A 26,493-nucleotide genomic window follows, 5' to 3' on the forward strand; every position below is an offset into this window, starting at 1 on the left:
ACGGGTGAGTGACGTTTTGCGGTTTGGGCAATTGGTCTGCCCGGTACTTGGGCTCTCCGGGGCATTCAGCGTGGTTTTTACCGGGGTTTGTTCCCCCCGGCCATGCCGGCCCCGGTGAGCCTTCCCGCCACGCCCTTGCTGCTGCACCGCCAAACCCGCACGAATCCGGTTTTCCCTGCATGCCGGGACAGGTAAACCCCGGCCCCATGGCCAAGCTCTATTTCAACTACTCCACCATGAACGCGGGCAAATCGACGGTGCTTTTGCAAGCATCGCATAACTACCGTGAAAACCATATGGATACTTACCTGCTGACCGCCCGGCTGGATGACCGCGCCGGCGCCGGCAGAATCGCTTCGCGGATCGGAATCGGTGAAGCGGCAGATATGTTTTCCGCAGGCGATGACCTCTACGCCCGCATCGAACAGCGGCTGGCCCGCGGCCCGGTGGCAGCGATTTTTGTCGATGAAGCACAATTCCTCACGCCCGACCAGGTCTGGCAGCTGGCCCGCGTTGTCGATGACCTGAAGGTACCGGTGCTGGCATACGGGCTGCGGGTGGACTTCCAGGGCAACCTGTTCCCCGGCTCTGCCACCCTCTTGGCGCTGGCGGATGAGATGCGCGAGGTCCGCACCATCTGCCATTGCGGCAAAAAGGCCACGATGGTGGTACGCCAGGACAACCAGGGCCGGGTGCTGACCGAGGGCGACCAGGTGCAGATCGGAGGCAATGAGACCTATGTCTCGCTCTGCCGCCGCCACTGGCGCGAAGCGGCAGGCGATCTGCGCAGCACCAAAGCGGCGGAATAAGCCGCCCGGGACGATCCGGTGCAATCTGTGCTATACTCCTTCGGACCACTTCCAAAGGAGGCCGTCATGACATTGCGCGATCCGCTGGCCGGCAAGCTGCGCTTTCACCTGTCGATCATGATTGGCGCCTGCATCGCCGGTGCAGCCGTCATCACCGCATTTGTGCTGGGGTTCTACTCGGTCGAGGCAATTCTGATCTGCGCCGCCATCGGCGCCATCCTGGCCTGGCCCGCGGGCACCTGGGCCACCCGCAAGATCAAGCGCGAAGATCCCGCCTGGGACCACCGCCACGACAAGCCCAAGGACGCCTGAGCCTCTCAAGGCTCAGGCAGATAGGCAGACAGGGGTCAGACCCGGTTGGGCAGCGCCGCGCCCGCAAGGTACGCGGCGACATTGTCCAGCGCCATATGGCCCATGTTGCTGCGCACTTCCTCAGTGGCAGTGCCCAGATGCGGCAGCAGGGTGGCGTTGTCCAGATCGATCAGCGCCTGCGGCACATTCGGCTCGAACTCATAGACATCCAGACCCGCGCCGCCGATGCGGTTGTTCTGCAGCGCATCGATCAGTGCGGCTTCCTCCACCACTTCGCCGCGGGCGATGTTGATCAGATGCGCATGGGCTTGCATTGCGTTCAGCACCCCGGCGTTGATCAGATGCGTGGTCTCAGGCCCGCCCGGCACTGCCACCACCAGAAAATCCACCTGCCCCGCCATCGCGATCAGGCTCTCCGCCCGGTCCGCCGGAAAGTCCAGTTCCTTGGAGGAGCGCGCCACGTACGACACATCCATACCGAAACCGAAATGGCAGCGCCGCGCAATTGCCTGGCCGATGCGGCCCATGCCGGCGATGCCGACGCGTTTTCCGGTGGCATGCAGCCCCAGCATCTGGGTCGGGTGCCAGCCCTGCCAATCGCCCTGGCGCAGCATCCGCTCGCCTTCCGAAGCGCGGCGTGCCGACATCAGGATCAGCGTCATGGCGATATCGGCGGTGGCATCGGTCACAGCCCCCGGCGTGTTGGTCACCTCGACACCTGCCGCCCGCGCGGCCTCGACATCGATGTGGTTGTAGCCGACGCCGAAATTGGCCAGCAGCTTGCAACGGGGCGTGCCCGCCTTGGCAAAGATCTCCGCCGTGAACCTGTCGCCCAGCGTCGGCACAACAATGTCGAACTCCGCCAGCGCGCGCAGCATCTCCGCCTCGCTCAGTACCGCGTTGGTCTCGCGGATTTCCAGATCAGCAAAGGCCTCCCGCGCCCGTGCCGTGACCGCTGCCGTCATCGGCCGCGCAATCCAGATTTTCATTTCAGTGCATCCTCCCGCCCAGCGGGACCTTTCCATCGGGACCCGCCAGGAATATCTCTCCGTTTTCATCCGGCAGGCCCAGAACCAGGATCTCTGACATGAACGTGCCAATCTGCCGCGGCGGGAAGTTTACGACGGCCAGAACCTGCTTGCCCACCAGCGTTTCCGGCATGTAATGCGCCGTAATCTGCGCTGAGCTCTTTTTTACGCCGATTTCAGCGCCGAAATCGACCCACAGCTTGATTGCCGGCTTGTGCGCTTCGGGAAACGGCTCCGCACGCACGATTTCGCCGACGCGGACGTCGACTTTCAGGAAGTCGTCAAAAGTAATCTCAGCCACGCGACAGCTCCTTGGACCGGTCCGCTGCCGCCGCCACGGCGCGTTTCAGCAGCGGCGGGAAGCCGTCCTGCTCATCCATCAGCACCTCAAGTGCAGCCTGGGTGGTGCCGTTGGGGCTGGTCACATTGATGCGCAGCTGGCTGGGGCTGTCCTCTGCCGCCTCTGCCAGCGCGCCGGCGCCCGCCACAGTGGCCTTGGCCAGTTGCATCGCCAGTTCCGCCGGCAGCCCCTGCGCCTCGCCCGCGGCGGCCAGCGTCTCGATCAGGTGGAACACATAGGCAGGGCCGGAGCCGCTGACGCCGGTGACGGCATCCATCTGGCCCTCATTCTGCAACCGCACGGTCTGCCCCACGGCTTGCAGCAGCCCCTCGGCGCGGTCGATATCCGCATCGCTGGTATGGGCATTGCCGATAATCGCGGTAATGCCTCGCCCGACAGCGGCCGGTGTGTTCGGCATCGCCCGCACAATCGGCGACTGCGCGCCCAGAACATCTTCGAATGTCGCGATTGAGGTGCCCGCTGCAACGGAAATGAACAGGGTGGAACCGTTGCCGTAGCTCTGCAGCGTCGGCAGCGCCGCGCCCATCATCTGCGGCTTCACCGCGATCAGCACGATCCCCGGCGCCGCGGGCAGCTCTGCGTTGATGTGAACGCCGGTGCCCTTCAGCCAGTCCGAGGGGTTCGGATCAACCACCCAGACCGAGGATGCGGGCAAACCGCCCTCCAGCCATCCGGCCAGCATCGCCGATCCCATCTTGCCGCAGCCCAGCAGCACCAGCCCGCGCGCGGAAATCTCTTGCATATCCATCTTAAGCCCCTCCCCTAAATCTCAGGTTCAGGGCAAGGTTTACGCCCGCCCGTAAGCCTCTGCAATGGCGACCTGCATTGCGTCTTTTGTACTGCGCTGCCCCCAGACCGCCAGCTGGATCGCCGGGTAATAGCGCTCGGCATTGGCGACGGCTGCGTTGATCATCGCATCAATCTGCTGCGGGCTGGCCATCTGACCTCCGGACAACATCAGCCCATAGCGGAACAGCATCAGCTGGTGGTCCGCCCAATAGGTGAATGAGCCCTCCCAGCACTGGTCGTTCATGCTGTTGATCAGCTCATAAAGCCGCGGCAGCTCCGCTTCCGGGGGTTCCATCTCAAAGCTGCACACCAGCCGCAGGCATTCCTCGTAGCCCGACCAGGCCAGCGTCAGCGAATAGGTGCGCCACTGCCCTTCCACCGACATGGCAATCTGGTCATCGCCAACCCGGTCAAAGTCCCAATCATGGTGCGACGCCAAATGCTCGACGATGTCGATGGGGTGGATGTCTTCTTCCAAGTGAAGCTCGGATAGTGCCATTATGCCACCTCTCTCTTTGCCTAGCTTACCGGGCACAGAGTCTCCCTATAGCTAGTTTATATTGCTACGGGCCGGGGACGCATCCCCGCTCCCATACAAGATATGGTGGGGCTGAATTGATGATCTGGCAACCATTATTTTGGGGATATCTGCAATAACTTGTGGATGAACTATCCACACCCCCCTAGATGCCGGCCCAGACATAGCATTTGCAACCCGGCACTTAAACCGCTTCCTGCACAGTCTCCGGCGGGATCAGCCACCAGCCGGAACCACCCCGCAGATCCCCAAAACCGCAAGGCCCGAACCGGTTTTCATCCTGACCCGAATACGCGGGTCATACCGGCGCTTCCGGCCCGCGGTGTTATATTAAGTATTTACAATGCGCATTTTACCCCTTACTGACTTCCATGCATCGCGCTTACCCATCAAGGAGCCGCCCCATGACACTGTCAGAAGCTTTTCTATGGCCTGGAACCAAAGTCTGTGAACGCCTGGGCGTCGACCCGGAGGGCGAAGCCGGCCTGATACGCTGGATGGTCAACACGCTTGTTTACCTGACCGTCAGCCTGATTGCCGTCTGGATCATTGCAGTCTGATCGCGCCGCGCGCGGCCCATCGTGAACACGCTCCCGAATTTCTGTATCCAAAATGACCGGGCCGCGGAAGGTGAAGCATCAAAGACAGCTTCACCCGCGGCCCGGTCGGCTGCTTACCGGAACGCAGGCCCATGCGCCCAAACGGTCAGCGACTGGCGCTCGCCGCGGGTGACCGGAGTCACCTGATGCAACAGAAAGCTGGGGAACACCGCGACGCTGCCCTGCGCCCGGCTGGCGGCCACCGAATGGGCACCCGGCATAATCTCCAGGTCACCGCCATCATAGGCGCCCGGCTTGCTCAGCTGCACCACCAGGGTCAGCTTGCGCTTGCCAGCCACCGGACCGTCGCCGATGTCTGAATGCCAGGTGAAATGACCGCCGTCGTGCGCCTTGTAACTGGCAGTCTGCGGGCTTTCGGCAAACTCACGGAGATCAAACCCGAACCTGTCCCGGTTGGCCCGGCGCACCAGCGAAATCAAGCGGTCCATCACCCAGCCCGTTCCAGGTACATCGTCCAGCCACACCAGGCTGGCCCGGCGCAGATTGTGATCGCGGATCTGCCCGACCAGCCGCGCCTCGCTCTCCGGCCTGTCCGTCACTTTCCTGGAAATCTCCGCACATTCCTGCGCGCTGAACGCACCCGGCACCGAATAAACAGACACCATGCCACCATCCTTTTGTTGCAGCAGAGGAAGCATGTACAGGACGGCAGGATCAGCGCTGCGCGGTTTTCGACCACGCGCGCGGAAAGCGACGCATTTCTGCCCGCCGCACTGCAGAGCAGCCATGCACCTGCACCATAGCACAAAAAAGCCCGCCGCAGCGCAACGCTGCAGCAGGCTTATCTGACAAGCAGGTCTGCCCGCTTACTTCTGCGCCGTCTCCAGCGCATCCAGCCGCGCCTTCAGCGCCTCGTTTTCCTCGCGGGCCTTCTGCGCCATCGCGCGCACCGCGTCGAATTCCTCGCGGGTGACGAAATCGCGGTCCGCCAGCCAGCGGTCGATCATGCTTTTCAGCGCGGTGTCCGCCTCGTCCTTGGCGCCCTGGGCCACGCCCATCGCATTGGTCATCAGCTGGGAAATATCGTCCAGGATCTTGTTGCGGGTCTGCATGCTCTTCTCCGTCTCGGGGCTGGCTCCTATATGGGGAAGCGGGCGCACGGCTGCAAGCCGTTGACTTCCCCCGAAGACCAGAGGCATTCAGACGCACATGCAGGCCATGATCCAATTCCCCGACCTTTCGCCCGAGATTTTCTCGATCTCCCTCGGCTCGTTCGAGTTCGCCCTGCGCTGGTATGCGCTCGCCTATATCACCGGGATCGTCATCGCCTGGCGGCTGGCCGTCACGGCCTTGCGCCGCCCCGCGCTGTGGCCCGCGCACCAGCCGCCGATGAAACCGCAACAGGTCGAGGATCTGCTGACCTGGATCATCCTCGGCGTGATCCTGGGCGGGCGGTTGGGCTTTGTGCTGTTCTACCAGCCCGCCTATTATATGGCGCATCCGGCTGAGATCCTGAAGATCTGGCAGGGCGGCATGGCCTTTCACGGCGGCCTCATCGGGGTGGTTCTGGCCACGCTGATCTATGCGGCGCGCCACAACATCCCCAAACTGCAGATCGCCGATCTGGTCGCCCACACCGTGGCACCGGGCCTGCTGCTGGGGCGGCTGGCGAATTTCATCAATGCCGAGCTTTGGGGCCGCCCGACCGACCTGCCCTGGGGCGTCGCCTTCCCCGGCCAGGCGGCGCAGGACTGCGGCCAGGCACTGGGCGAACTCTGCGCCCGCCACCCCTCGCAGCTGTACGAGGCACTGATGGAGGGGCTGATCCTCGGCGCCCTGTTGCTGTACCTGGCCTGGCGCCGCAATGCCTTCCACACGCCGGGCCGCCTTCTGGGTGTGTTCCTCGCGGGCTACGGCCTTGCCCGCTTCATTGTTGAATTCTTCCGCCAGCCCGATGCGCAGTTTGTCTCTCCCGGCAATCCGCTGGGGCTGGCCTGGCACATGGGCGGCTTCGGCCTCACCCAGGGCCAGGCGCTGTCGCTGCCGATGATCGCCATCGGCCTCTATTTCCTGCTGCGGGCCCGCCGTACCGCCCGGAGCACGGCATGAGCCTGGCAGATCACCTCGCCGCCCGCATCCAGGCGGATGGCCCGATGTCTGTTGCCGCCTACATGGCCGACTGCCTGCTGCACCCGCAGTATGGCTATTACACCACCCGCGATCCGCTGGGCGCCAAGGGCGATTTCATCACCGCGCCGGAAATCAGCCAGATGTTCGGCGAGCTGATCGGCCTCGCCCTGGCCCAATGCTGGCTCGATCAAGGCGCCCCGGCCCCTTTCACGCTTGCCGAACTGGGGCCGGGGCGCGGCACCCTGATGGCGGACCTCTTGCGCGCCACCCGCGGCGTGCCCGGCTTTCACGCGGCGATGCAGCTATGCCTGGTCGAGGCGTCCCCCGAACTGCGCAAGAGCCAAGCCAAGACGCTGGAGGCATACGCCCCCGAGTGGCTGGACCATGCGGACGCCCTGCCGGACCAGCCGCTGTTCCTGGTGGCAAATGAGTTTTTCGACGCCCTGCCCATCCGCCAGTTCATCCGCAGCGGCGATCACTGGAGCGAAAAGCGCATCGGCCTGACAGACGGCGCGCTCGCCTTCGGCCTCAGCCCCGCAGCACCGCAGCCCGCCCTGGATCACCGGCTGCAGGACACGCAGGAGGGCGATCTGGTCGAGATTTGCGACGCCGCCGCCCCCGCCACCCAGGCCATCGCAGCCCGAATCGCCACCCATGGCGGCGCGGCGCTGATCGCGGATTACGGCGACTGGCGCGCCCTTGGCGATACGCTGCAAGCCTTGCGCGCGCATGAACCCGCCGATCCGCTGCAGGCCCCCGGCGAGGCCGACCTGACCGCCCATGTGGATTTCGAAGCGCTGGCAATGGCAGCAAAATCCAAGGGTTGCGCCTATACCCGCCTCACCCCGCAAGGGGTGTTTCTAGAGCGCCTCGGTATCACCGATCGCGCCCGCGCCCTGGCCGCACCGCTGCAGGGAGACCGCCTGAAAACCCTGATCGCTGCACATCGGCGGTTGACGCACCCGGAGGAAATGGGAAACCTGTTCAAGATTCTTGGCCTCTACCCTTCCCAGGCCGCCCCTCCGCCAGGATTGAACCCATGACGCTTGAAATTCTCACGTCCGATCTGCTTGGCCCGGTGCGGCATGGCTTCTTCACCCGCAGGGGCGGCGCTTCGTCAGGCATCTACCACGGTCTGAACTGCGGCCTGGGCTCCACCGATCAGCGCGAGGCGGTGCAGATCAACCGCGCCCGCGTGGCCGCTGCAATGGATGTCCCCGCCGAGAACCTGAGTGCCGTGCATCAGGTTCACAGCGCCGATGTGCTGGCGGTCACAGAGCCCTCGCAGGAACGCCCCCGCGCCGATGCCATGGTCACCAATGTGCCGGGGCTGGCGCTGTCCATCCTGACCGCTGACTGTCAGCCGGTGCTGTTTTGCGACCCTGAGGCAGGCGTCATCGGCGCCGCCCATGCGGGCTGGCGCGGCACCCTGGACGGGGTGCTGGAGGCAACTCTCGAAGCCATGGAGGGGCTGGGCGCCCGGCGCGAAAACACCACCGCCGTGATCGGCCCGTCGATCTCGCAACGCGCCTATGAGGTCGGTCCGGAATTTTTTGAAGACTTCGTGATGCAGGACGACGGCTATGCCCGGTTCTTTGCCAATGGCGAAGGCGGGCGCTACCTGTTCGACCTGCCGGGCCTCGGCCTGCACAAGCTGCGCCAGGCGGGCGCCGGCGTGGCGGAATGGACCCGCCACTGCACCTATTCCGATCCGGAGAAGTTCTATTCCTACCGCCGCGCAACCCACGCCAAAGAGGCCGACTACGGCCGCCTGATCTCCTGCATCCGGCTTTAACCGCCCGTTAACCCAGGCAAATGTGGCGAATTTTATTAAATTCCGCCGCATTCGCCGTCTGGCGCTGCGTCAAGCTCATCCTCCGAAGAGTATTTTTAAAATTACAACAATCACTTAACAGGATACCGGGCGGAGAATCCCATGCCGTTCACCGCGGCGGTGCCAGAGCAAAATTGCCCTCAACCGGTCATATTCGCGGCGCAAATGTTACCCATAAACAGGTCAGAACAACACAAACAGCAGCGGCCCCGCATCAAAGCCGGCTGCCGGGCGAAGGACAGACCACCATGAAGATGAACAAGCGTTTCATTGCCTCCATCATCCGCTCCGCCAAGAGCGAGACCGTGACCCTGCCTTGGGCAACTGCGCGCCGCCGCACCGGACAAGCACGCAGCCAGACCGCGAAGCAGAAACTGGGTTAACGCCGGGGACGGGTGTCCTGCCGGCAGCGTCCCCTGGCGCACGCGCGCCAGCCCGGCCAGCCGCCGTCAGGGCACCCAACCGGTCTAAGCAAACTCCAGCGTCCGCTTGACACTTCCTTAGCCGAATCGTCTTACGTCCGTCCCGGCCTGCCGCCGGGCCCCGCCCGCAGCGGCATCAGGGCCGGCCGGATGTTAACCAGTTTGCTTCAGATTTTTTGACAATTCGAATTAAATCCCGCCATTTAGAGCGCATACATAACGTTCAAGCACGTCTGTGTTGCCGGTGGGGGCCGATGCAACGGGCAGTTTGAAAGGAAAGGTGGCTGTTATGACCATCGCCCACTCGCTGCAGAAGGCTGCAGCCAACGCCATTGAAGCCAATGCGTTCCTGCAGGATCCGGCGGCGCTGCGCAGTGCAACAAAGCCGCAATTGCGGCGCTATGAGGTCAGCAGCCTCTTGCCCAGCGGTGCGATTGCCGAAACCCGCCACATTGCGCCTGCCCTGCCGCTGTTCGAAGATGCATTTTGCGCATTTTCCCGCGGCTCATTGGTGGAAACTGCCAGCGGCCCGGTTGCCGTCGAAGACCTGCTGCCGGGCGATGACATCCTGGTCAGCGGCGGCAGCCAGCCGCTTGTCTGGATCGGCCACACCAGCATTCTGCCCGCACGCCCCGGCAGCCGCGGCCGCAGCCATCGCCTGACCAGTTTCATGGCCGACAGCCTGGGTCTTCAAAAACCGGCCTCCAGCCTTGTTGCCGGGCCCGCAGCACGGCTGCTGCGCACCCCGCCGCATCTGCAGAGTCCGGACAGCGGACAGTTGCTGACCCCGGTTGCAGAATTCCAGGATGGTATGAGCATCTTTGAAACCGCCCCGCCGACGCCGGTGGACATGTACCACCTCTGCCTGCCGCGTCACGCAGCGATCACCATTGGAGGGCTGGAATTTGAAACCTACCATCCGGGTCCCGACGCGCTGAAACTGGCCAGCTATGCGATCAAGACATTGTTCCTGAACATGTTTGCCCATGCCAACAGCATTCATGACTTTGGCCCGCTGGCTTACTCCAGGGCCGCCAGCAGCAGGTCCAGCCCGGCCATTCTGTAAGCTGAAGGGGCACCCAGCCCCGCACATACAACAATGCCGGGCACGCCATTGCCCGGCATTTACATGTCAGGCTATTGCGTGCTTGCGCCCTATGCCTCGCGCGCCAGCCGCTCTTCGAGAACTTCGAATGGCACGCCCGGCTCATCCTTGGCGCCGCGGATCACCAGAGAGGTCTTGACGCTGGCCACATTCGGCGTGGTCAGCAGATCGCCGGTCAGGAAGCTTTGAAATGTGCTCAGATCGGGGGAAACGCATTTCAGAATGAAATCCACTTCGCCGTTCAGCATGTGGCACTCGCGCACCAAGGGCCAGCTGCGGCATTTCTCTTCAAAGGCGCTCAGCTCCACCTCGGCCTGGCTTTCCAGCCCCACCATGGCAAAAACCTGCACCTCAAACCCCAACTCGCGCGAGTTTACATCCGCATGATAGCCATGGATCAGCCCGGCCTCCTCCAATGCGCGCACCCGGCGCAGACAGGGCGGCGCCGAAATGCCGACCCGCTTGGCCAGTTCCACATTGGTCATCCGCCCATCGGCCTGAAGCTCCGACAAAATCTTGCGATCAATCGGATCAAGGCGGGTTGTGACCATGTTCAAAGCTCCTGTGGAATTTGCGTTTCTTATAGCACCGCCGCAGGGCTGCGCAATAATGTTTCATTGCCGCGCAATATTCTTTGCGCTCCAAAGGCGCAAGCCGCAATGCGCGTATCCCTGGCGGATTTGCATCCTGCCGCATGCAAAGCCTTGGGGGTTTAAGCCTGCTGGTCCTGCCGCTATATGCAGTGCCTGACGGCGGCACGCCCGCCAGGCTGCATTACGTGGGGAACACACATGAGCGAGACGCGCCACACCAAGGTTCTGATCATCGGCTCCGGGCCTGCAGGCTACACCGCCGGGGTCTATGCCGCCCGTGCCATGCTGGAACCTGTCCTGGTTCAGGGCATTGAGCCCGGCGGCCAGCTGACCACCACCACTGAGGTCGAGAATTACCCCGGCTTCACCGAGGTCCAGGGGCCCGATCTGATGATCAAGATGCAGGAGCACGCCCAGGCCATGGGCTGCGAGGTCATCGGCGACTACATCACCTCGCTCGACACCTCCGCCCGCCCCTTTGTGGCCAAGGCCGACAGCGGCATCACCTACACCGCTGATGCGGTGATCCTGGCGACAGGCGCCCGCGCCAAATGGCTGGGCCTTGAATCGGAAGAAAAGTTCAAGGGCTTCGGCGTCTCCGCCTGCGCCACCTGCGACGGTTTCTTCTACCGCGGCCAGGAGATCGTGGTGATCGGCGGCGGCAACACCGCCGTGGAAGAGGCACTGTTCCTCACCAACTTCGCCTCCAAGGTGACCCTGGTCCACCGCCGGGACGAGCTGCGCGCCGAGAAGATCCTGATCGACCGCCTGATGAAGAACGACAAGATCGAACCGCTGTGGTTCCACACCCTGGAAGAGGTCGTCGGCACCGAGAACCCGCTGGGGGTTGAGGGCATCGTGGTCAAGAACGTGCAGACCGGCGAGCTGAAGGAAATTCCCTGCAAGGGCGTCTTTGTTGCCATCGGCCACGCCCCTGCCAACGAACTGGTCAAAGACGTGCTGGAGCTGCACAACGGCGGCTATGTCCAAGTCAAGCCCGGCTCGACCGAAACCTCGATCCCCGGCATCTACGCGGCCGGCGACCTGACCGACCATAAGTACCGCCAGGCGGTCACCTCGGCAGGCATGGGCTGCATGGCGGCACTCGACGCCGAACGTTTCCTGGCAGAGCAGGACTGACCCCGGATGCCGCATGATTTCGAAACCCAGCAGGCCGGAACCGTTGCGGCATTCAACGATCTGCAGGCCGAACACGGCCTGCCCGAGGCGGCGGACGTTGATTATTTCTTCGTCCCCGCCCGCGACAGTGCGGACTGGCAGCCCCTGGCCGAAGAGTTGAGCCGCGAGGGCTACAGCTGCCGCTGGGTCAGCGCAGAGGACACCGAAGACGGCGCCCCCTATCTGATCGCCACCCTGCCGGAGCAGATCATTTCCGCCACCGGCATCTGGATCGGTGAAGAAGTCGCCACCCGCGCCGCCCTCTCCCGCGGGTTTGCACCGGACGGCTGGGGGCTGGAGGGCTGAGCCCGCCCTCACCATGCCTCTCCTTGTCCGGACCCGTCCGGCGGATCCTGTTTCAGACCCGGGCAGATCAGCCCCCGGCCCCGGCCCGCGCGCCCAAGGGGCACGCCTGCATAAACACCTGCGCTGGTTCGCCGCAGGACGCAAAAACTCCGCCAAGTTACTGAAATATTTCACTTAACCGGCCTTACACACTTACCGAAGCGCACCCAAACGGGTGTACAACAAAATCATCCGCCTTTCTGCGGCGCCTTAACCCGGTATTAGAAAAAAGCACCGCAAAACCCTCGCGTAAGCGACTGCATATCAGATCGTTCTGCCGGGGGGCCGAAATGGCGATACGAACTTTAAGCGCGTTCAATGCGGACGCTTTTACCGTCGATGACGGCTCACCCCATATGACTGCAGGCAGTTCGATCATCAACAATTCGGACACCCCGGCCGGCACGGTTTTCACCCATGACTCCAGCTACGCCATCGAACGCATCACCCTGGATGACACCGCAGGCGATGCTGATACGATAGAGGATGACCAGTCAGGCGGCCATACCATCGTCGATGGCGGTTCCATGGTGGCCAGCGGCACCCCGGTCGAGGCCGAATCGCACCACTACGTGCAAGAGCTTGATGCCGGCGGCAATCCCTTCGGCCCGGTCATCACCATCACCGTGTTTTCCCGGAACGGCGTTACGCAGGATGTCTGGGGCTTTTCCTCCGATACCCCGCTGAAGGAGGGCGCGCGGTACCAGAAAACCTCCGGCAGCAATACCGGCACCTCCAAATACGACAGCTTTGTGCCCTGTTTCGTGACCGGCACCGACATCTGCACCGACCAGGGCCTGCGCCCGGTGGAGCGGTTGCGCCCCGGCGACCGGGTGCTGACCCGCGACAACGGCTTTCAGCCCGTTCTCTGGGTTGGCATCCGCCAGATCGGCGCTGACTGGATGCAGGCCTGCCCGCATCTGCAGCCGGTGCGGGTTGCGGCCAGCGCCTTTGGTCCCGGCCAGCCGTCCCAGGACCTCTGGGTCTCGCCGCAACACCGGCTGCTGCTGAAAGGCGCCGCCTGCCAGATGCTGTTTGAAGAGCCGGAGGTGTTCTCTGCCGCCGCCCACCTGCAGGCGCATCCCGGTGTTGCCCGGCAGGCGGTTGCCCGGACCACCTATGTGCACCTGTTGTTCGAGCGCCATCAGGCGGTGTTCTCGAACGGTCTGTGGACCGAAAGCTTCCAGCCCGGCGGCCAGCTCCTGGACGGCGGCGCCGCCGCCACCCGGCAGGAGATCCTGGAGCTGTTCCCCGATCTTGCGCAGGCCGGCGGCAGCGGCTACCCCGCCGCCCGCAGAGTTTTGAAACAAAAGGAAAGCCGCCTGCTGGCTGACAGCCCCCTGGTGTAAAACCATGCCGCCTTGACCGCTGCGCCCGCCCGCCGCAGTCTGCACCCCGGAAACCGCGAAACAGGAGGACCGGAGTGGCAAGCGCACTCTGGCAGGGCAATTGGATCAGCCGCACCCGGATCATCACCGGGCTGGTGCTGTTCACCTATGCCTTCTTCCATTTCATAAATATCGGCCTGGGGCTTTTGTCGCCCGAATGGATGGAGGAATTCCAGGACGCCCGCCAGGTGATTACCCGCAGCCTGCTTGGCAGCCTGATCCTCTATGCCTCGCTGATCCTGCACGCCGGCCTTGCCCTGTGGAACCTGGCCCGCCGCCGCAACCTCAGGATGCGCTTTGGCGAAGGGGTGCAAACCCTGCTTGGCCTGCTGATCCCGCTGCAGCTGCTCAGCCATCTGGTATTCACCCGCTATTCGCACGAAATCTACGGCGTCAATGACGAGATGGCCTACGAGCTGGTGCTGATGTGGGCCTCGCCCGAGGTCTGGCAGCAAAGCGCGCTGCTGCTGGCGGTGTGGATCCACGGCTGTATGGGCCTGCATTACTGGCTGCGCCTGACCCGCTGGTGGCGGGTGCTGATTCCCTGGATGGCCGGGCTGGCGGTCTTTGTCCCTGGCTTTGCCCTGGCCGGTGTATTGACCGAGGGCCGCCGCATCTACGATCTGTTTGCCGAAGGCAGCCAGCGGGCCGAACTGATGGCGGATTTCAACTGGCCCAGCCGCGAGGGTTTCGCCGAACTGTTCCAAACCGACAGCCGCTGGTTTACCGCCTTCCTCATCCTCCTGGGGCTGACTGCAGCGGCCCATCTGCTGGCCCGGCTGCTGCGCCGCCGCCGGGCGGTGCAGATCCGCTATGCCTTTGGTCCCGAAATCCGTGCCGAGCGCGGCATGACCCTGCTGCAGATGTCCCAGGCCAACGGCGTCCAGCATACCTCGCTCTGCGGCGGCAAGGGGCGCTGCACCACCTGCCGGGTGGTGGTGGACGAAGGCGGTGATCACCTGCCTGCGCCTGCCCCGCCCGAAGCCCGCAGCCTGGAACGGGTCAAAGCCCCCGCAAATATGCGGCTGGCCTGCCAGATCCGCCCGCAAGCGCCGCTGACCGTCACCCGCATGTTCCGCCCCGACGGGCAAAAGGGCCGCGCCCATGCCAGCCAAGGCAGCGAACAGCAGCTCGCCATCCTGTTTCTCGACATGCGCGGCTTTACCGCCCGCACCGCCGGCCAGCTGCCCTATGACGTGGTGTTCCTGCTGAACCGCTTCTTTGACGCCATCGTGCCCGCTGTCACCGGCGCGGGCGGCACCGTCGACAAATACCTCGGCGACGGCCTGCTCGCCTTGTTCGAGGCCCGCTCTCCCGCCCGCTCGGCCCAGGCGGCCTTGGACGCGGCAACCGCCATCGGCAGCGCATTGCAGGACTTCAACGCCCAGCTTGCCGCCGACGGCGAACCGGAGATCCGCATCGGTATCGGCATCCACCTGGGCGACCTGGTTCTGGGCGAAATCGGCAGCGCCGGCCATGCTCCGCGCACCATCATCGGCGGCAGCGTCAACACTGCCAGCCGGCTGGAGGCCAAGACCAAGGAACTGGGCGTCGAGCTGCTGATTTCGGCCCGCGCGCTGGACGCTGCGGGATACGAGACCGGCCATCTGGCGCTGGAAACCTTTCAACTGCGCGGCGTTGCCGAACCGGTCAAGGCGCTGCCTGTTGCCTTTGCCGCCGCCCTGCCGCGGACCCTTGCCGCAGAACAGCGTTAAGCCGGCCCGCTGCTGCGCAGAACGCTTGTTTCCCACCCTCTGCCCAGCCGGTGCCAGCCGCCCGGTTCAGCCCGCCAAAAGCGGATAACCTGCCGCCCCGCCTGCCCCGTTGCAGCAAAACAACGCGGCAGAAAATCGCAAACCCTCCCTGATTTGCACTTTGCTTTGCAGTCAAATCATGCAATGCGTTCACGTGTGAACACACTTTAAGCTGTTGAGCCGTGACCGAAACCCTGACCACATCCACCCCGGACGAGGAAGATCTGCTCTTCCGGCTCCTGCGCCAGCTAGATGCGGCGCCGGATGCATCGCAGCGGGCAACGGCGGCGGCGCTGGGGATTTCGCTGGGGCGGCTCAATACGCAGCTGCGTCAGGCTGCGGAGACCGGCCTGATCACCATCAGCAACCGTCCCGGCCCCGACAAGCGGCAGCGGTTTGCCTATTCGCTGACCACCCGGGGTGCCGTGGAAAAAATGCGGCTCACCGATCAATTCCTCGCCCGCAAGCTCGCAGAATACAACGCGCTGCACGCGGAACTCACAGGCACGGCAAGCGGCCTGCCCCCTCTCAAACACAGGACTCATCCTATGCAAAGCAACCTGGCTCCCATCCCAGAGCTCTATGTTTCCTACGAAAGCGCACAAAAACTGAAGGTCGAAGCAGCAGGCCTGACCAGCTGGGACCTGTCCCCGCGCCAGATCTGCGACCTGGAACTGTTGATGAACGGCGGCTTCAACCCGCTCAAAGGCTTCCTGTCGGAAGACGACTATAACGGTGTTGTCGAAAACATGCGCCTGGCCGACGGCTCCCTGTGGCCGATGCCTGTCACTCTGGATGTGTCCGAAGATTTTGCCGGCAGCATCGAAATCGGCCAGGACATTGCCCTGCGCGACCAGGAAGGCGTGATCCTGGGCACCATGACCGTCACCGACCGCTGGGAGCCGAACAAATCGCGCGAAGCGGAAAAGGTATTCGGCGCCGATGACGACGCCCACCCGGCGGTGAACTACCTGCACAACCAGGCCGGCAAGATCTACCTCGGCGGCCCCGTCACCGGCATTCAGCAGCCTGTCCACTATGACTTCCGCGGCCGCCGCGACACCCCGAACGAGCTGCGCGCCTACTTCCGCAAAGTCGGCTGGCGCAAGGTGGTTGCGTTCCAGACCCGCAACCCGCTGCACCGCGCCCACCAGGAACTGACCTTCCGCGCCGCCAAGGAGGCCCAGGCCAACCTGCTGATCCACCCGGTGGTCGGCATGACCAAACCGGGCGACGTCGACCACTTCACCCGCGTGCGCTGCTACGAGGCGGTGCTGGACAAATACCCGGCTGCCACCACCTCGATGTCGCTCTTGAACCTGGCGATGCGCATGGCCGGCCCGCGCGAAGCTGTCTGGCACGGCCTGATCCGCGCCAACCACGGCTGCACCCATTTCATCGTTGGCCGCGACCACGCAGGCCCCGGCAAAAACTCGGCTGGCGAAGACTTCTACGGCCCCTACGATGCCCAGGAGCTTTACCGTGCCAACCAGTCCGAAATCGGCTGCGAAATGGTTGATTTCAAACACATGGTCTATGTGCAGGAACGCGCCCAGTACGAGCCGAACGACGAAATCGCCGACCGCGACAACGTCACCATCCTCAACATCTCCGGCACCGAACTGCGCCGCCGCCTGGCCGAAGGCCTGGAAATCCCCGAGTGGTTCTCCTTCCCCGAAGTGGTCAAGGAACTGCGCCGCACCAAGCCGCCGCGCTCCAAGCAGGGCTTCACGGTGTTCTTCACCGGCTTCTCCGGCTCCGGCAAATCCACCATTGCCAACGCTCTGATGGTCAAGCTGATGGAAATGGGCGGCCGTCCGGTCACCCTGCTGGATGGCGACATCGTGCGGAAAAATCTCAGCTCTGAGCTGGGCTTCTCCAAAGAGCACCGCGACCTCAACATCCGCCGCATCGGCTATGTGGCGTCTGAGATCACCAAGAACGGCGGCATCGCCATCTGCGCCCCGATCGCGCCTTATGCCACCACCCGCCGCGCTGTGCGCGAAGACGTCGAAGCCTTCGGCGCCTTTGTCGAAGTGCATGTTGCCACCACGATCGAGGAGTGCGAACGCCGCGACCGCAAGGGCCTGTACAAGCTGGCCCGTGAAGGCAAGATCAAGGAATTCACCGGCATTTCCGACCCCTACGACGTTCCGGCCAACCCGGAGCTGTCCGTCGAGACTGAAAACGTCGACGTCGACAACTGCGCCCACCAGGTGCTCTTGAAGCTGGAAAGCATGGGTCTGATCTCCGGCTGATCCGGACAGCAGTGTGAAACAAGAAAGCGGCCCGCCATCCGGCGGGCCGCTTCCGTTTCCCGGCACGGGAAACGGTACGGAAAACACGTGTTTTCCGTACCGGAATTATCGCATAATTCCGGCACCCGCTTTCAGGCCCTAGTGGAAGGGCTGCCCCAGTGGCACAGCCTTGGCATCGGACGGAGCCCATACCACTGGCGCCAGAACATCCGCGCCGCTACCGGCCCGCAGAGTGCACCCGCCTTTCCAATCCCCGGTCATCCACAGGGCAGCAGGTTCCGCAACTTCAGAACGGTATGCCAGTTCATGCACCGACAGGCTCAGCTGCGACGCATCATGCTGCGCGGTCACGCGCAACTGCGCGCCGGCCTCCGCAAACACCGGCTGATCCAGCAGAAACGCCGTCCGCCCCCAATGGCCGCCGGACCGCAGATCATTTGTCACCAGAATGCCGGGGGCCAGTTCCATCTCAAAACTGACAAAGACCGCGTGAATGGTGCCGGCGCCGGTACAGACAAGATCCTTGGTTGCCCGCGCCGGGTTAATGTCCGGCCGGGTGAAATCAAATTGGAACAGCTCCGCCGCCGCCCCCAATGGCCGCAGCGCACAGGTTTCCAGGTCATTCGGCGTCAGCTGGGCCACGCGCGCAAAGGGGTGAAAGGCGCTCAGATCGAACCCTTCCGCCTCCTGCGGCCGCCAAAGGCCCAGCAGATCACCGCTTTCCACCGGTTGCGCCTTCAGTGTTCCCCGTTCAGGCACCGCCCGCGCCTCCGGTTTGGCCAGCGCGCCCATCGCATGGGTCAATGTCGCCAGCGCCCCCTCGCCGAGCAACACAGTATCGACGATCTCTGAAATCACCACATCCGCCTGCTCCGGAATGTCCTCGCCGACAACAATATCGTGGGACCATTTCGGAATGACCGTAATACGGTCGCTCAGACCGTTCTGGGCGATGACACGGGTTGCGGCCTGGGCAATCAGCGGCTGCTGCTCGCAGGTGTAGACATGTTTTGCGCCGGCCCGCGCCGCCAGCATCGCCGTCAAACCCGCACCGCAGCCGATATCCAGCACCACGTCGCCCGGCCGCACTTTGGCCGCGATGGCCTTGGCGTAGGCGCGGTTGCGGGCCTTGTCCGCAAGCATCGGGAAATGCCAGCGGGGCACAAACGCCTGATGCAGCCGCTCCTGCAGAACCTGCGCTTCATGGTGGCAGGGGTCTGCCGCCAGCGCGTCCGACAGGATCTGCGAGGTCCGGATGCCGCCATCGCCCAGCGATTCGGATTTTGCCAGCTGGACCAGCTTTTCTGCGTCTTTCGTGTCCGGGTACCGGTGCATTTGAGGCAGTTGGGGTGTTTGATTTTGAAGCAATTCTTACTTTCCCTATTTTGAGGCAAATGCGGTTTTTGAGACTATCCGCCATGCGCCTCTAAAATTCGGTAAAGGAAAAGCGCGGGCCGCCGCCTTGGACAAAAGCAGCCCCGCACCCTCTGCGTTCAAAATACCTCAAGGCGCGCAGCACGATCTGCCTGTAGGCTGCAGCAGATCCCCTGAAGTTATGCGCTGTCCGGCAGGTCCACCGTGCCGCGCATCAGCACAAAACCTTCACCTGCCACCTGCACGCCCTCAATCGCGTCGGCCCGGCCAACCCGCGACACCCGCGCCTGGCCGGGACGGCCCAGCCCGTGGCCCTGCTCAGCCGCAAACTCTGCCTTCTCGATCAGCCCGTGACGCCAAAGGTACGACGCCATGGCGCCGGTTGCGGACCCGGTGAACGGATCCTCCGGCGGACTGGGCGGCGCCATCAGCAAGCGCGAAAACGTATCGCCCGCCTCGGTTGCGCCCTCCAGCGTGACCAGAAACGGCTCCATCATGTCGATGCCGTCCGCGCCCAGCGACCGGCCCAGCGCTGCCAGCGCCTCCAGGTTCAGCTCTGCCGCCTCCAGCGCCGCGCGGTCACGCAGCACGGTGATGCAGAACGGCAGCCCGGTCGAAACCTTTTGCGGGCGGCCCACGATCGCCTCCACCGGCAGCGACACTGCCGCCGCCACCAGCGCAGGATCGGCAAAGGGACCGAATTCCGGCGCCACCTGAGTCATCGAAAACAGATCGCCTTCCAGCGTCACCGGCACGATCCCAGCCCCGGTTTCCAGCGTGATGCTGCCCCCGGCGATCAGCCCCCTGTCCCGCATTGCCGCCACCGTGGCAATGGTCGGATGGCCGGCAAAGGGGATCTCGCGGCTGGCCAGGAAATAGCGCACCTTCACATCTGCCACGTCAGACGGGCCGGTAAACGTGCATTCCACTAGCGATGTCTCCCGCACGTATGCGGTGCAGACCGCCTCCGGCAGATGCGCCGCCTCATGCACCACCGCGCAGCCATTGCCGCCAAAAGCGCGGCCCGAGAATGCATCTACCCAGTCAAAGTTGAAATCTGCCATCACGCGTTCCTCCGCCGCATTTGTGCTATATAGGCCCTTGCGGCCCCCGGTGTCTTGCGCAATTCTATAACCTGCGCTTCGAATGCGCCCAAGCCGGTGCCGAATGCCTCATGAAACGCCTGATCCCAGCTCTTGCCGGTGCTGAGCTGCCGCCAGAACCCGAACAGAGCATCCTCGCCATGTATACGGGTCAGAATATGCACTGCAAAATGCGAAAAGTCATAATCGCCCTCGGTGCGGACCGTCCTGGGCGCCCGCATCGCGTTCAGGCTTTGCTTCGACTCCAGGGAGGCATCCCGCAGCTCGGACAGGCCCGGCGCGCGCAGGCGCAAGGCCTTCTTTCCAAACCGCGCCGCAACCAGTTCGGCGCTGCCCTCCACCAACCAGGACGGCCCCATCCGGCGCCGCACAGCCGCCCCGTTGAACCCTTCTGCACGGGCACCGCCCAGCTCCGCCTGAACCAGATGCATATATTCATGCGCCATCATTGCCCCCAGCCATTTGCGCGAGCGCTTAAGCCAGGCATTGTCCGCCTGATGCGGATTGTCCCAGCAGATATACATGAATTTCAGATAGGCAGCCCCCGCGACGCCAAAGGGTTTGTTGCAATGGCTGGCAATGGCGGCGTCCGGGTTGAACCGGGCCGTGGACATCCGGCTGAGCAGGCGGCGCACATAAGTTTGAACCGTCTTGGTGTTGCCCGCAGCCGCGATGCCGATATTACCGGCCAGAACGATCCCGTATTCCTTTTCCATGAACCGCAGGGTTCGCGCATACGCCTGCCGGACGCCTTTTTCCGCGTTGGGCGTATCCGCCAGAATCTGGACCGGGGCCGCCGACGGCAAGTGTTTTTCCAAACCGGATTTCAACGCCGGCAGCTCCCGGCACCAATGGATCGCGGTTTTCTGCGTCAGCGCGGGCAGGTTTGCCAGGTGTCCGGCCTTTGCCGCTGCCGGGCTCTGCCGCATCGACGTCCAGGCGCGCAGTGTTGCCTGCGACAGCGCGCCGTTTTCCGGGCCGGGGTTAAATCCCAGCCCCGCCAGCTGCCCCTGCACGCATTTGACAAAGGGATCGGCGGCAGCCGGGGCAGCCAGCAGGGCAAACCCCAAAGCGGCTGCGATCGGGCGGATTGTACGGAACATCAAATGCGCCTTCCTTGATCCTGGTGTCTTCAAAACAATTCAGGCCCCCAAATGGGAGCCTGCTGTTGGGAAAATCAAGCGCTTTCCGGCGGATGCGCCCCGGTTACCCGGGGGTCAATGCACCGAAACCGGTGTCATGTCGTTCTGCCGTGCCAGCACATAGGCCAGACGCCGGTCGGCCACCAGCGCCAGCTGGCCGCCCTCGGCGTCATGCACCGCATAAAGCTGCGCGTGGCCGCCCGCGTTTTCCTGCACATCCTTGGGAAGATCCGCAACCGCAACCGCCTTTACATAGACGGTCCGGTCTGCGCCCTGGCTGAAATCAAACGGTGTATGCATTGCTCTTACCCCTTTTTGATACTGATTGTCTGAACCACGGTTTCGGGCCGGGCACGGGTCAGATCCACATGCAGCAGCCCGTTTTCGATCACCGCCTCGCCCACTTCGACGCCATCGGCCAGCACAAACATGCGCTGGAACTGGCGCGCCGCGATGCCGCGGTGCAGGAACACCCGCCCCTCGCTGTCGTCGCGCTGGCGGCCGCGGATCACCAGCTGGCGGTCCTCGACGGTGATCGCCAGGTCTTCTTCAGCAAAACCGGCCACGGCCAGGGTGATGCGGTAGGAATGATCGGAAGTCTGTTCGATATTATAGGGAGGATAGCCCTCGTTGCCCGACTTGGCCGAGCGTTCCAGCAGGCGTTCCAGCTGCTCAAACCCCAGCATATGCGGGTAAGAGCCCAAGGTTAGTTTCGACACGGTGTTCGTCCTTTATGCCAAAGCGACGGATGCGCACGGCCCCGTATCCGGCGGCCGCTTCCAGAAGAATATGGGAAGTTCCTGCTGGTTTCACAAGAGCATGTGCCCATAGGTCTAGCGGAAAAGCGGTTAAGGAAGTATCTTCAGCCTCACTTCATTCATAAGCTTTACTGAGTCGCCAATGAACGCACCCACAGATGTGTCGATGAAGACCGATGAGGTCCTTAAGGTTGAGCTGGAGGTTTTCCGCAGGCAGCACCGTGATCTGGACGAAGCAATCGGCGCGCTGGAAGAGCGCCCGACCAGCGACCAGCTGACAATCCGCCGCCTGAAGAAACAAAAGCTCGTCCTCAAGGACAAGATCGCCTTGATCGAAGACCGGCTGACCCCGGATATTATCGCCTGACAATTGCCACCGGACACGGCGCCGGCCTGCCCGGCGCTGTCCGCCCCCTGCCAAAGCCGCCGGGGTTCAGCCGCAGAACGCGGCGTTTCATCACCCCCGGCTCTCCCGCCCCCTTGCCTGCGCAGCCAAGCTGCGCCGCAAGGCGTTGGGCCCGGCAGCGCGCCTGGCGGCGCGCTGAGCGGCGGCGTTTGCTCTGCGGCCTAGAGATCTTTGCAAAGTCTCAGCGCATCATAGATGGCGGCATGCATATTGCGCCCGGAAACCGCATCACCGGCCCGCGCCAGCCAGAAGCTGCCCTGCGGATTGATGGCGGCAAAAGGGCTGGTTCCGGCAACCATTGCCTGGTGGTCCAGCTGACCCATGTTGCGCGATTGCGGCTTCAGCGCATGGTAGAGATCATCCGCCGGGGTGATCCCATGTTCGCTGACCACATGATCCGCAACCCGCTCCGTCACCTCCCCGGTCAGGACATGGCGCAGGGTGATACGTTTGCGGCGCCCTTCCGCAGCCACGGAAACCGGCTCCAGAAAACACTCAAACGTGACGCCCTGCCGCGCCAGATCGCGCAGCACCACCGCAGAATTGGTCGGCCCCAGATCGTGCGCTGCCGTCCGGTCAGGCGTGGCCAGCGTGACTTTGCAGCCGGCCTGCGCCATCGCATCCGCGCAGACCAGCGCCGCGTGATCGCCGGTCTCATCCAGCAGCAGCACCTCGCCCGCGACCCGCGCCTCGCCGCTCAGCACCTCCCAGGCGGAGGCGGCCAGATGCCCGCCGGGGATCTCCAAACCCTCCGGCCAGCCGCCGGTGGCCACAATCACCGCGTCCGGATTTTCGGCCAGCACGTCGTCTGCCTCGGCGTAAGTATTCAGCCGCACTTCCACACCCAGCCGCTCCGCTTCCGAAATCAGCCAGTCCGCCACGCCCCAAATCTGGCGCCGGGTCATGCCCTTGGCCGCCAAGGTAATTTGCCCGCCGAGCCGCCCGCTGGCCTCAAACAGCACCACCTGATGGCCGCGTTCCGCCGCCACCCGCGCCGCCTCCAGCCCGGCCGGACCGCCACCGGCCACCACCACCTTGCGCCGCTCCGGCGCTGGCGCGATCACATGCGGCATCACCGCCTCGCGCCCTGTGGCTGCATTGTGGCCGCAGACCGCAGGCTTGCCCTGATTGACCCGGTCGACGCAATAGCCCAGCGCCACGCAGGGGCGGATGCGCTCTTCTTCGCCGCGCCGCAGTTTGGCCACCAGATAGGGATCGGCCATATGGGCCCGTGTCATGCCGATCATGTCGGCCTGGCCTTCGCGGAGCGCATGGCGGGCGGTAGCGATGTCCGCCACGCCGCCGGCATGAAACACCGGCAGATCCACTGCTTGGCGGATGCGGCCCGCAACGGTCAAATCCGGCGCGGCGGGCAAGCCCATCGGCGCCACCCAGCCGGCCAGCCCCAGATCATCATACGGCGCCCCCGCCAGCACATTCAGAAAATCCACCGCACCGGTGGCCGCAATCTTCTGCGCTGCCGCAACGCACTCGCTGGCGCTGAGGCCGCCCTCCGTCAGTTCATCCCCGGTGACCCGCAGACCCAGGATCAGATCCGGCCCCACCGCCTCGCGTACCGCCTCCAGCACCTGCAGCGTCAGCCGCAACCGGTTGTCCAGCGAGCCACCGTAATCATCCTCGCGGGTGTTGACCAAGGGCGACAGGAACTGCCCCAAAAGATGTGAATGCGACAGCAGTTCAATGCCATCAAACCCGCCCGCCCGGCAGCGTTCAGCCGCGGCAGCGAAATCCCTGGTGACGCGGGAGATTTCCTCCATCTCCATCACCTTGGGAAACGCCCGGTGCGCCCGCTCCCGCCGCCCCGACGGCCCCAGCACCGGCAGCCAGTTCCCGTCATCCCAAGCCGTCCGCCGCCCCATATGGGTGATCTGGCACATCACCGCCGCGCCATGCTTGCGCACCCCGTCTGTGAGACGCTGAAACCAAGGAATGATACTATCATCGCCTGCATAGAGCTGCCCGAAGACCGACGGGCTGTCCGGCGCGATATTGGTCGAGCCGCCAATCATCGTCAGCGCAATACCGCCGCGCGCCTTCTCCTCGTGATACAGCCGGTAACGGTCGCGCGGATGCCCGCCCTCCTGGAACGCGGGCGCGTGGGCTGTGCTCATGATCCGGTTTCGCAGGCTCAGATGCCGGATCTGCAGGGGTTGGAGGAGAGGATCATTGTCCAAGGTCATGGGTCGCGGTCCGTTAAATGCTGCCACCTGCAGCAGGCCCGGTCCGACCGCCACCCGGCTTGCAGAAAACCGGCAATTTCCCGGCCCTGTTGCGACACCTTGCCCGCGGCGGGCGGAATCTCCTTCTGACCGGATGGTCAAAGCCGGATTTTCCGTCTACCAGCAGCCGGATTTTGTGCGCGGCCTCCACTCAGGAGCCTTCCGCACAAGCGGCTGAACCAAAGAACGAGAATGACAATGACCGCCACCAGCGACCATACTCCGGTGCCTGAAGCCCAGGACACCAACTACAAATTCTCCCTGAAACAGGCGCTGACCGGCGCCCAGATGCTGTTCGTCGCCTTTGGCGCGCTGGTGCTGGTGCCGCTCTTGACCGGTCTCGATCCCAGTGTCGCCCTGTTCACCGCGGGGCTTGGCACGCTGATCTTCCAGATCGTCACCCGCGGCCAGGTGCCGGTGTTTCTGGCGTCGTCCTTCGCCTTCATCGCGCCGATCATCTACGGCGTGCAGACATGGGGCATGGCGGCGACCACCGGCGGACTGGCGGCGGCGGGGCTGCTGTACGTGGCGCTCAGCTTTGCCATCCGGGCCTTTGGCGCGGGTTTTATGCACCGGCTGCTGCCGCCCGTGGTGGTCGGCCCGGTAATTATGGTGATCGGCCTGTCGCTGGCGCCGGTGGCGGTCAACATGGCCACCGGCCTTGCGGGCGACACCCAGGTGATGCCCAAGAACACCGCCCTGCTGCTGGCCGCTGTTGCCCTCGGCACCACCATGCTGACCGCAATCCTGGGCCGCGGCATCATGCGCGTGGTGCCGATCCTGGCCGGTGTTGCTGCCGGCTATGCCGCCGCGCTGATCCTTGGCACCGTCACCGGGCAAAGCCTGGTCGACACCGCTCCGCTGGCCGGCGCCCCCTGGTTCGCGGTCCCGGAGTTCGTCGCGCCGGAGTTCAACCTCGCCGCCATCCTGTTCATCCTGCCGGTCGCCATCGCGCCTGCGATTGAACATTTCGGCGACATCATGGCGATCTCCAATGTGACCAAGCGCGACTATATGGAAAAACCCGGTATCCAGAACACCATGCTGGGCGACGGCCTGGCCACCGCCGCTGCGGGCCTGCTGGGCGGCCCGCCCAACACCACCTATTCCGAGGTCACCGGCGCCGTAACGCTCACCCGCGCCTTCAACCCGGCAATCATGACCTGGGCCGCGGTCTTCGCCATCGCGCTGTCGTTCGCGGGCAAACTGTCGGGTGCCCTGTCCACCATCCCGATGCCGGTGATGGGCGGCATCATGATCCTGCTCTTCGGCATGGTCACCGTGGTCGGCCTGTCGGTTCTGGCCAAACTGGGCGAGGCGCTGTCCGAGGCGCGTAACATGGTGATCATCTCCACCGTGCTGATCATCGGTCTGGGCGGGCTGACGCTGCAATTCGGCGAAGGCTTCACCCTAGCGGGCATTGGCCTCTCCGGCGTTGCGGGGTTGGTGCTGAACCTGATCCTGCCGAAACAGCGGGACTGATCCAGGAAACAACCGGAGCCGCCTGCCCGGCGGTTCCGATCACCGCTCTTTCGGCTTCAGATGCCGGATCCGCGCCACATGCGCTTCGATGTCCGCGCGGGTGAACGTCGAATGCACCCGTTCCGTCGATGCCGGATGGCTCCCCAGCCCCAGCATCAGTTCTGCCCGCCAGGCCGTCTTCGGCCGGATGGGCCGCGGCGCAAAGCCGCCGCCGCAGGTGGGGCAGACATCATGCAGCACCTGCTCCACGCACTCCGCACAATAGGTGCACTCATAGCTGCAGATCCGCGCATCCGCCGCATCCGGCGGCAGATCTTTATCGCACAGCTCGCAATTGGGGCGTAGTTCCAGCATCGCCGTCTCCCTGTTCCAGCAGCCACCCTGCCCGCGGATCAGGGGCGGCGCAAGCCTCCCGCGCCGCGGCGCCGCGCGGCGCCGCGCCCAACCGCAAGGCGGTGCAGCTTGCCTGCATCCCGCGCGGGCGGGAGCCGCCCCCTGCGGCAAAGCGCCAAAGCCCGTAAAACAGGGCCAATCCGCCCGTTTTCCGGCCCAAGCCGCATTGCGCCAAGTCCCAGTTTCCCTA

General features: G+C 64.0%; 29 protein-coding genes. 15 read left to right on the forward strand and 14 right to left on the reverse strand.

Features of this window, described 5'->3' with window-relative positions; translation table 11 throughout:
- The first annotated feature begins 206 nt into the window (after window positions 1–206).
- Both A2I95_RS15380 and A2I95_RS15385 read left to right on the forward strand, forming a co-directional pair.
- Window positions 207–809 carry a thymidine kinase gene (locus tag A2I95_RS15380; protein ID WP_291730766.1) on the forward strand — a complete coding sequence of 201 codons (603 nt, stop codon included), beginning with the start codon at window positions 207–209 and terminating at the stop codon, window positions 807–809.
- A 66-nt stretch (window positions 810–875) separates the two neighbouring features.
- Window positions 876–1,121, forward strand: coding sequence for a LapA family protein (locus tag A2I95_RS15385; RefSeq protein ID WP_291730767.1), 246 nt, complete (start codon window positions 876–878; stop codon window positions 1,119–1,121).
- 35 nt (window positions 1,122–1,156) lie between these two features.
- Here A2I95_RS15385 and A2I95_RS15390 read toward each other — a convergent pair whose 3' ends face one another.
- The 4 genes from A2I95_RS15390 to A2I95_RS15405 are packed head-to-tail and all read right to left on the reverse strand — an operon-like array spanning window position 1,157 to window position 3,798.
- Complete coding sequence (locus tag A2I95_RS15390; RefSeq protein ID WP_291730768.1) at window positions 1,157–2,110, reverse strand: D-glycerate dehydrogenase; 954 nt, start codon at window positions 2,108–2,110, stop codon at window positions 1,157–1,159.
- Between the two features lies 1 nt (window position 2,111).
- Window positions 2,112–2,450: a tRNA-binding protein gene (locus A2I95_RS15395; protein WP_291730769.1), complete on the reverse strand. Its 339-nt coding sequence runs from the start codon at window positions 2,448–2,450 to the stop codon at window positions 2,112–2,114.
- Entirely contained in the window at window positions 2,443–3,258 is an 816-nt protein-coding gene (gene proC, locus A2I95_RS15400) for a pyrroline-5-carboxylate reductase (protein WP_291730770.1), read from the reverse strand. The genes A2I95_RS15395 and proC overlap by 8 nt, the downstream gene beginning before the upstream one ends.
- Window positions 3,259–3,297: 39 nt before the next feature.
- Window positions 3,298–3,798 (reverse strand): YbjN domain-containing protein, encoded by a 501-nt coding sequence (locus tag A2I95_RS15405; RefSeq protein ID WP_291730771.1) that lies wholly within the window; start codon window positions 3,796–3,798, stop codon window positions 3,298–3,300.
- 443 nt (window positions 3,799–4,241) lie between these two features.
- Here A2I95_RS15405 and A2I95_RS15410 point away from each other — a divergent pair, with 443 nt between their 5' ends.
- Window positions 4,242–4,397, forward strand: coding sequence for a hypothetical protein (locus A2I95_RS15410; RefSeq protein ID WP_169730796.1), 156 nt, complete (start codon window positions 4,242–4,244; stop codon window positions 4,395–4,397).
- Between the two features lie 113 nt (window positions 4,398–4,510).
- Here the strand turns inward: A2I95_RS15410 and A2I95_RS15415 are convergent, their stop codons facing one another.
- Window positions 4,511–5,062, reverse strand: a complete 552-nt coding sequence (locus A2I95_RS15415; protein WP_291730772.1) for a 2OG-Fe(II) oxygenase — start codon at window positions 5,060–5,062, stop codon at window positions 4,511–4,513.
- A gap of 201 nt (window positions 5,063–5,263) precedes the next feature.
- A complete protein-coding gene (locus tag A2I95_RS15420; RefSeq protein WP_259990929.1) occupies window positions 5,264–5,509 on the reverse strand; it encodes an accessory factor UbiK family protein in 246 nt (81 codons plus the stop codon).
- 97 nt (window positions 5,510–5,606) lie between these two features.
- Between A2I95_RS15420 and lgt the strand changes: the two genes are divergently transcribed.
- The 5 genes from lgt to A2I95_RS15445 all read left to right on the forward strand — a co-directional run bounded on the left by lgt (window position 5,607) and on the right by A2I95_RS15445 (window position 9,849).
- Entirely contained in the window at window positions 5,607–6,506 is a 900-nt protein-coding gene (gene lgt, locus A2I95_RS15425; RefSeq protein ID WP_291730773.1) for a prolipoprotein diacylglyceryl transferase, read from the forward strand.
- Window positions 6,503–7,570, forward strand: a complete 1,068-nt coding sequence (locus A2I95_RS15430; protein ID WP_291730774.1) for an SAM-dependent methyltransferase — start codon at window positions 6,503–6,505, stop codon at window positions 7,568–7,570. The genes lgt and A2I95_RS15430 overlap by 4 nt, the downstream gene beginning before the upstream one ends.
- Window positions 7,567–8,322: a peptidoglycan editing factor PgeF gene (gene pgeF / locus A2I95_RS15435; protein ID WP_291730775.1), complete on the forward strand. Its 756-nt coding sequence runs from the start codon at window positions 7,567–7,569 to the stop codon at window positions 8,320–8,322. Before A2I95_RS15430 ends, pgeF begins: the two co-directional genes overlap by 4 nt.
- Window positions 8,323–8,342: 20 nt before the next feature.
- Window positions 8,343–8,744: a hypothetical protein gene (locus tag A2I95_RS15440; protein WP_291730776.1), complete on the forward strand. Its 402-nt coding sequence runs from the start codon at window positions 8,343–8,345 to the stop codon at window positions 8,742–8,744.
- A gap of 328 nt (window positions 8,745–9,072) precedes the next feature.
- Window positions 9,073–9,849, forward strand: a complete 777-nt coding sequence (locus A2I95_RS15445) for a Hint domain-containing protein (protein ID WP_291730777.1) — start codon at window positions 9,073–9,075, stop codon at window positions 9,847–9,849.
- 89 nt (window positions 9,850–9,938) lie between these two features.
- On the opposite strand, the gene A2I95_RS15450 is transcribed toward A2I95_RS15445, so the two are convergent.
- Entirely contained in the window at window positions 9,939–10,439 is a 501-nt protein-coding gene (locus tag A2I95_RS15450; protein WP_027258143.1) for an Lrp/AsnC family transcriptional regulator, read from the reverse strand.
- 240 nt (window positions 10,440–10,679) lie between these two features.
- Here A2I95_RS15450 and trxB point away from each other — a divergent pair, with 240 nt between their 5' ends.
- From trxB to A2I95_RS15475, 5 genes are all read left to right on the forward strand, one after another.
- Window positions 10,680–11,621: a thioredoxin-disulfide reductase gene (trxB, locus tag A2I95_RS15455; RefSeq protein ID WP_291730778.1), complete on the forward strand. Its 942-nt coding sequence runs from the start codon at window positions 10,680–10,682 to the stop codon at window positions 11,619–11,621.
- 6 nt (window positions 11,622–11,627) lie between these two features.
- Window positions 11,628–11,966 (forward strand): ribonuclease E inhibitor RraB, encoded by a 339-nt coding sequence (locus tag A2I95_RS15460; RefSeq protein ID WP_291730779.1) that lies wholly within the window; start codon window positions 11,628–11,630, stop codon window positions 11,964–11,966.
- A gap of 329 nt (window positions 11,967–12,295) precedes the next feature.
- Window positions 12,296–13,354: a Hint domain-containing protein gene (locus tag A2I95_RS15465; RefSeq protein WP_291730780.1), complete on the forward strand. Its 1,059-nt coding sequence runs from the start codon at window positions 12,296–12,298 to the stop codon at window positions 13,352–13,354.
- Window positions 13,355–13,428: 74 nt separating this feature from the next.
- On the forward strand, window positions 13,429–15,108 hold the full coding sequence (locus tag A2I95_RS15470; RefSeq protein ID WP_291730781.1) for an adenylate/guanylate cyclase domain-containing protein: 1,680 nt from the start codon (window positions 13,429–13,431) through the stop codon (window positions 15,106–15,108).
- Between the two features lie 221 nt (window positions 15,109–15,329).
- Window positions 15,330–17,405 carry a bifunctional sulfate adenylyltransferase/adenylylsulfate kinase gene (locus tag A2I95_RS15475; protein WP_291730783.1) on the forward strand — a complete coding sequence of 692 codons (2,076 nt, stop codon included), beginning with the start codon at window positions 15,330–15,332 and terminating at the stop codon, window positions 17,403–17,405.
- A 138-nt stretch (window positions 17,406–17,543) separates the two neighbouring features.
- On the opposite strand, the gene A2I95_RS15480 is transcribed toward A2I95_RS15475, so the two are convergent.
- The 5 genes from A2I95_RS15480 to A2I95_RS15500 form a co-directional block, all read right to left on the reverse strand.
- Window positions 17,544–18,740, reverse strand: coding sequence for a 50S ribosomal protein L11 methyltransferase (locus A2I95_RS15480; protein WP_291730784.1), 1,197 nt, complete (start codon window positions 18,738–18,740; stop codon window positions 17,544–17,546).
- A 218-nt stretch (window positions 18,741–18,958) separates the two neighbouring features.
- Window positions 18,959–19,843, reverse strand: coding sequence for a PhzF family phenazine biosynthesis protein (locus A2I95_RS15485; protein ID WP_291730785.1), 885 nt, complete (start codon window positions 19,841–19,843; stop codon window positions 18,959–18,961).
- The gene (locus A2I95_RS15490) at window positions 19,843–20,985 is read right to left on the reverse strand and encodes a hypothetical protein (RefSeq protein WP_291730786.1); all 1,143 of its coding nucleotides are present in this window, start codon (window positions 20,983–20,985) and stop codon (window positions 19,843–19,845) included. Before A2I95_RS15490 ends, A2I95_RS15485 begins: the two co-directional genes overlap by 1 nt.
- A gap of 114 nt (window positions 20,986–21,099) precedes the next feature.
- Entirely contained in the window at window positions 21,100–21,324 is a 225-nt protein-coding gene (locus A2I95_RS15495; RefSeq protein ID WP_291730788.1) for a DUF1150 family protein, read from the reverse strand.
- 5 nt (window positions 21,325–21,329) lie between these two features.
- Entirely contained in the window at window positions 21,330–21,743 is a 414-nt protein-coding gene (locus A2I95_RS15500) for an Hsp20 family protein (protein WP_291730789.1), read from the reverse strand.
- Between the two features lie 181 nt (window positions 21,744–21,924).
- On the opposite strand from A2I95_RS15500, the gene A2I95_RS15505 reads away from it, so the two are divergent.
- Window positions 21,925–22,149 carry a YdcH family protein gene (locus tag A2I95_RS15505; RefSeq protein WP_027258133.1) on the forward strand — a complete coding sequence of 75 codons (225 nt, stop codon included), beginning with the start codon at window positions 21,925–21,927 and terminating at the stop codon, window positions 22,147–22,149.
- 200 nt (window positions 22,150–22,349) lie between these two features.
- Here A2I95_RS15505 and A2I95_RS15510 read toward each other — a convergent pair whose 3' ends face one another.
- Complete coding sequence (locus tag A2I95_RS15510; RefSeq protein ID WP_291730792.1) at window positions 22,350–24,389, reverse strand: NADH:flavin oxidoreductase; 2,040 nt, start codon at window positions 24,387–24,389, stop codon at window positions 22,350–22,352.
- 231 nt (window positions 24,390–24,620) lie between these two features.
- On the opposite strand from A2I95_RS15510, the gene A2I95_RS15515 reads away from it, so the two are divergent.
- Window positions 24,621–25,910 (forward strand): solute carrier family 23 protein, encoded by a 1,290-nt coding sequence (locus A2I95_RS15515; protein WP_291730793.1) that lies wholly within the window; start codon window positions 24,621–24,623, stop codon window positions 25,908–25,910.
- A 39-nt stretch (window positions 25,911–25,949) separates the two neighbouring features.
- Here the strand turns inward: A2I95_RS15515 and A2I95_RS15520 are convergent, their stop codons facing one another.
- Window positions 25,950–26,264 (reverse strand): DUF1272 domain-containing protein, encoded by a 315-nt coding sequence (locus A2I95_RS15520; RefSeq protein WP_291730794.1) that lies wholly within the window; start codon window positions 26,262–26,264, stop codon window positions 25,950–25,952.
- Between the last annotated feature and the right edge of the window lie 229 nt (window positions 26,265–26,493).

The organism is Leisingera sp. F5, from assembly GCF_001593695.1.

What these genes read in the sequence shown, in the direction of transcription:
- pgeF (WP_291730775.1), top strand. Translation starts at nt 7,567, where the DNA reads ATGACGCTTGAAATTCTCACGTCCGATCTGCTTGGCCCGGTGCGGCAT.
- A2I95_RS15380 (WP_291730766.1), top strand. Translation starts at nt 207, where the DNA reads ATGGCCAAGCTCTATTTCAACTACTCCACCATGAACGCGGGCAAATCG.
- A2I95_RS15460 (WP_291730779.1), top strand. Translation starts at nt 11,628, where the DNA reads ATGCCGCATGATTTCGAAACCCAGCAGGCCGGAACCGTTGCGGCATTC.
- A2I95_RS15485 (WP_291730785.1), bottom strand. Translation starts at nt 19,843, where the DNA reads ATGGCAGATTTCAACTTTGACTGGGTAGATGCATTCTCGGGCCGCGCT.
- A2I95_RS15510 (WP_291730792.1), bottom strand. Translation starts at nt 24,389, where the DNA reads ATGACCTTGGACAATGATCCTCTCCTCCAACCCCTGCAGATCCGGCAT.
- A2I95_RS15410 (WP_169730796.1), top strand. Translation starts at nt 4,242, where the DNA reads ATGACACTGTCAGAAGCTTTTCTATGGCCTGGAACCAAAGTCTGTGAA.
- A2I95_RS15505 (WP_027258133.1), top strand. Translation starts at nt 21,925, where the DNA reads ATGAACGCACCCACAGATGTGTCGATGAAGACCGATGAGGTCCTTAAG.
- lgt (WP_291730773.1), top strand. Translation starts at nt 5,607, where the DNA reads ATGCAGGCCATGATCCAATTCCCCGACCTTTCGCCCGAGATTTTCTCG.
- A2I95_RS15390 (WP_291730768.1), bottom strand. Translation starts at nt 2,110, where the DNA reads ATGAAAATCTGGATTGCGCGGCCGATGACGGCAGCGGTCACGGCACGG.
- A2I95_RS15385 (WP_291730767.1), top strand. Translation starts at nt 876, where the DNA reads ATGACATTGCGCGATCCGCTGGCCGGCAAGCTGCGCTTTCACCTGTCG.
- A2I95_RS15405 (WP_291730771.1), bottom strand. Translation starts at nt 3,798, where the DNA reads ATGGCACTATCCGAGCTTCACTTGGAAGAAGACATCCACCCCATCGAC.
- A2I95_RS15495 (WP_291730788.1), bottom strand. Translation starts at nt 21,324, where the DNA reads ATGCATACACCGTTTGATTTCAGCCAGGGCGCAGACCGGACCGTCTAT.
- A2I95_RS15450 (WP_027258143.1), bottom strand. Translation starts at nt 10,439, where the DNA reads ATGGTCACAACCCGCCTTGATCCGATTGATCGCAAGATTTTGTCGGAG.
- A2I95_RS15480 (WP_291730784.1), bottom strand. Translation starts at nt 18,740, where the DNA reads ATGCACCGGTACCCGGACACGAAAGACGCAGAAAAGCTGGTCCAGCTG.
- A2I95_RS15465 (WP_291730780.1), top strand. Translation starts at nt 12,296, where the DNA reads ATGGCGATACGAACTTTAAGCGCGTTCAATGCGGACGCTTTTACCGTC.
- A2I95_RS15420 (WP_259990929.1), bottom strand. Translation starts at nt 5,509, where the DNA reads ATGCAGACCCGCAACAAGATCCTGGACGATATTTCCCAGCTGATGACC.
- A2I95_RS15440 (WP_291730776.1), top strand. Translation starts at nt 8,343, where the DNA reads ATGTGGCGAATTTTATTAAATTCCGCCGCATTCGCCGTCTGGCGCTGC.
- A2I95_RS15445 (WP_291730777.1), top strand. Translation starts at nt 9,073, where the DNA reads ATGACCATCGCCCACTCGCTGCAGAAGGCTGCAGCCAACGCCATTGAA.
- A2I95_RS15430 (WP_291730774.1), top strand. Translation starts at nt 6,503, where the DNA reads ATGAGCCTGGCAGATCACCTCGCCGCCCGCATCCAGGCGGATGGCCCG.
- A2I95_RS15515 (WP_291730793.1), top strand. Translation starts at nt 24,621, where the DNA reads ATGACAATGACCGCCACCAGCGACCATACTCCGGTGCCTGAAGCCCAG.
- trxB (WP_291730778.1), top strand. Translation starts at nt 10,680, where the DNA reads ATGAGCGAGACGCGCCACACCAAGGTTCTGATCATCGGCTCCGGGCCT.
- A2I95_RS15520 (WP_291730794.1), bottom strand. Translation starts at nt 26,264, where the DNA reads ATGCTGGAACTACGCCCCAATTGCGAGCTGTGCGATAAAGATCTGCCG.
- proC (WP_291730770.1), bottom strand. Translation starts at nt 3,258, where the DNA reads ATGGATATGCAAGAGATTTCCGCGCGCGGGCTGGTGCTGCTGGGCTGC.
- A2I95_RS15490 (WP_291730786.1), bottom strand. Translation starts at nt 20,985, where the DNA reads ATGTTCCGTACAATCCGCCCGATCGCAGCCGCTTTGGGGTTTGCCCTG.
- A2I95_RS15415 (WP_291730772.1), bottom strand. Translation starts at nt 5,062, where the DNA reads ATGGTGTCTGTTTATTCGGTGCCGGGTGCGTTCAGCGCGCAGGAATGT.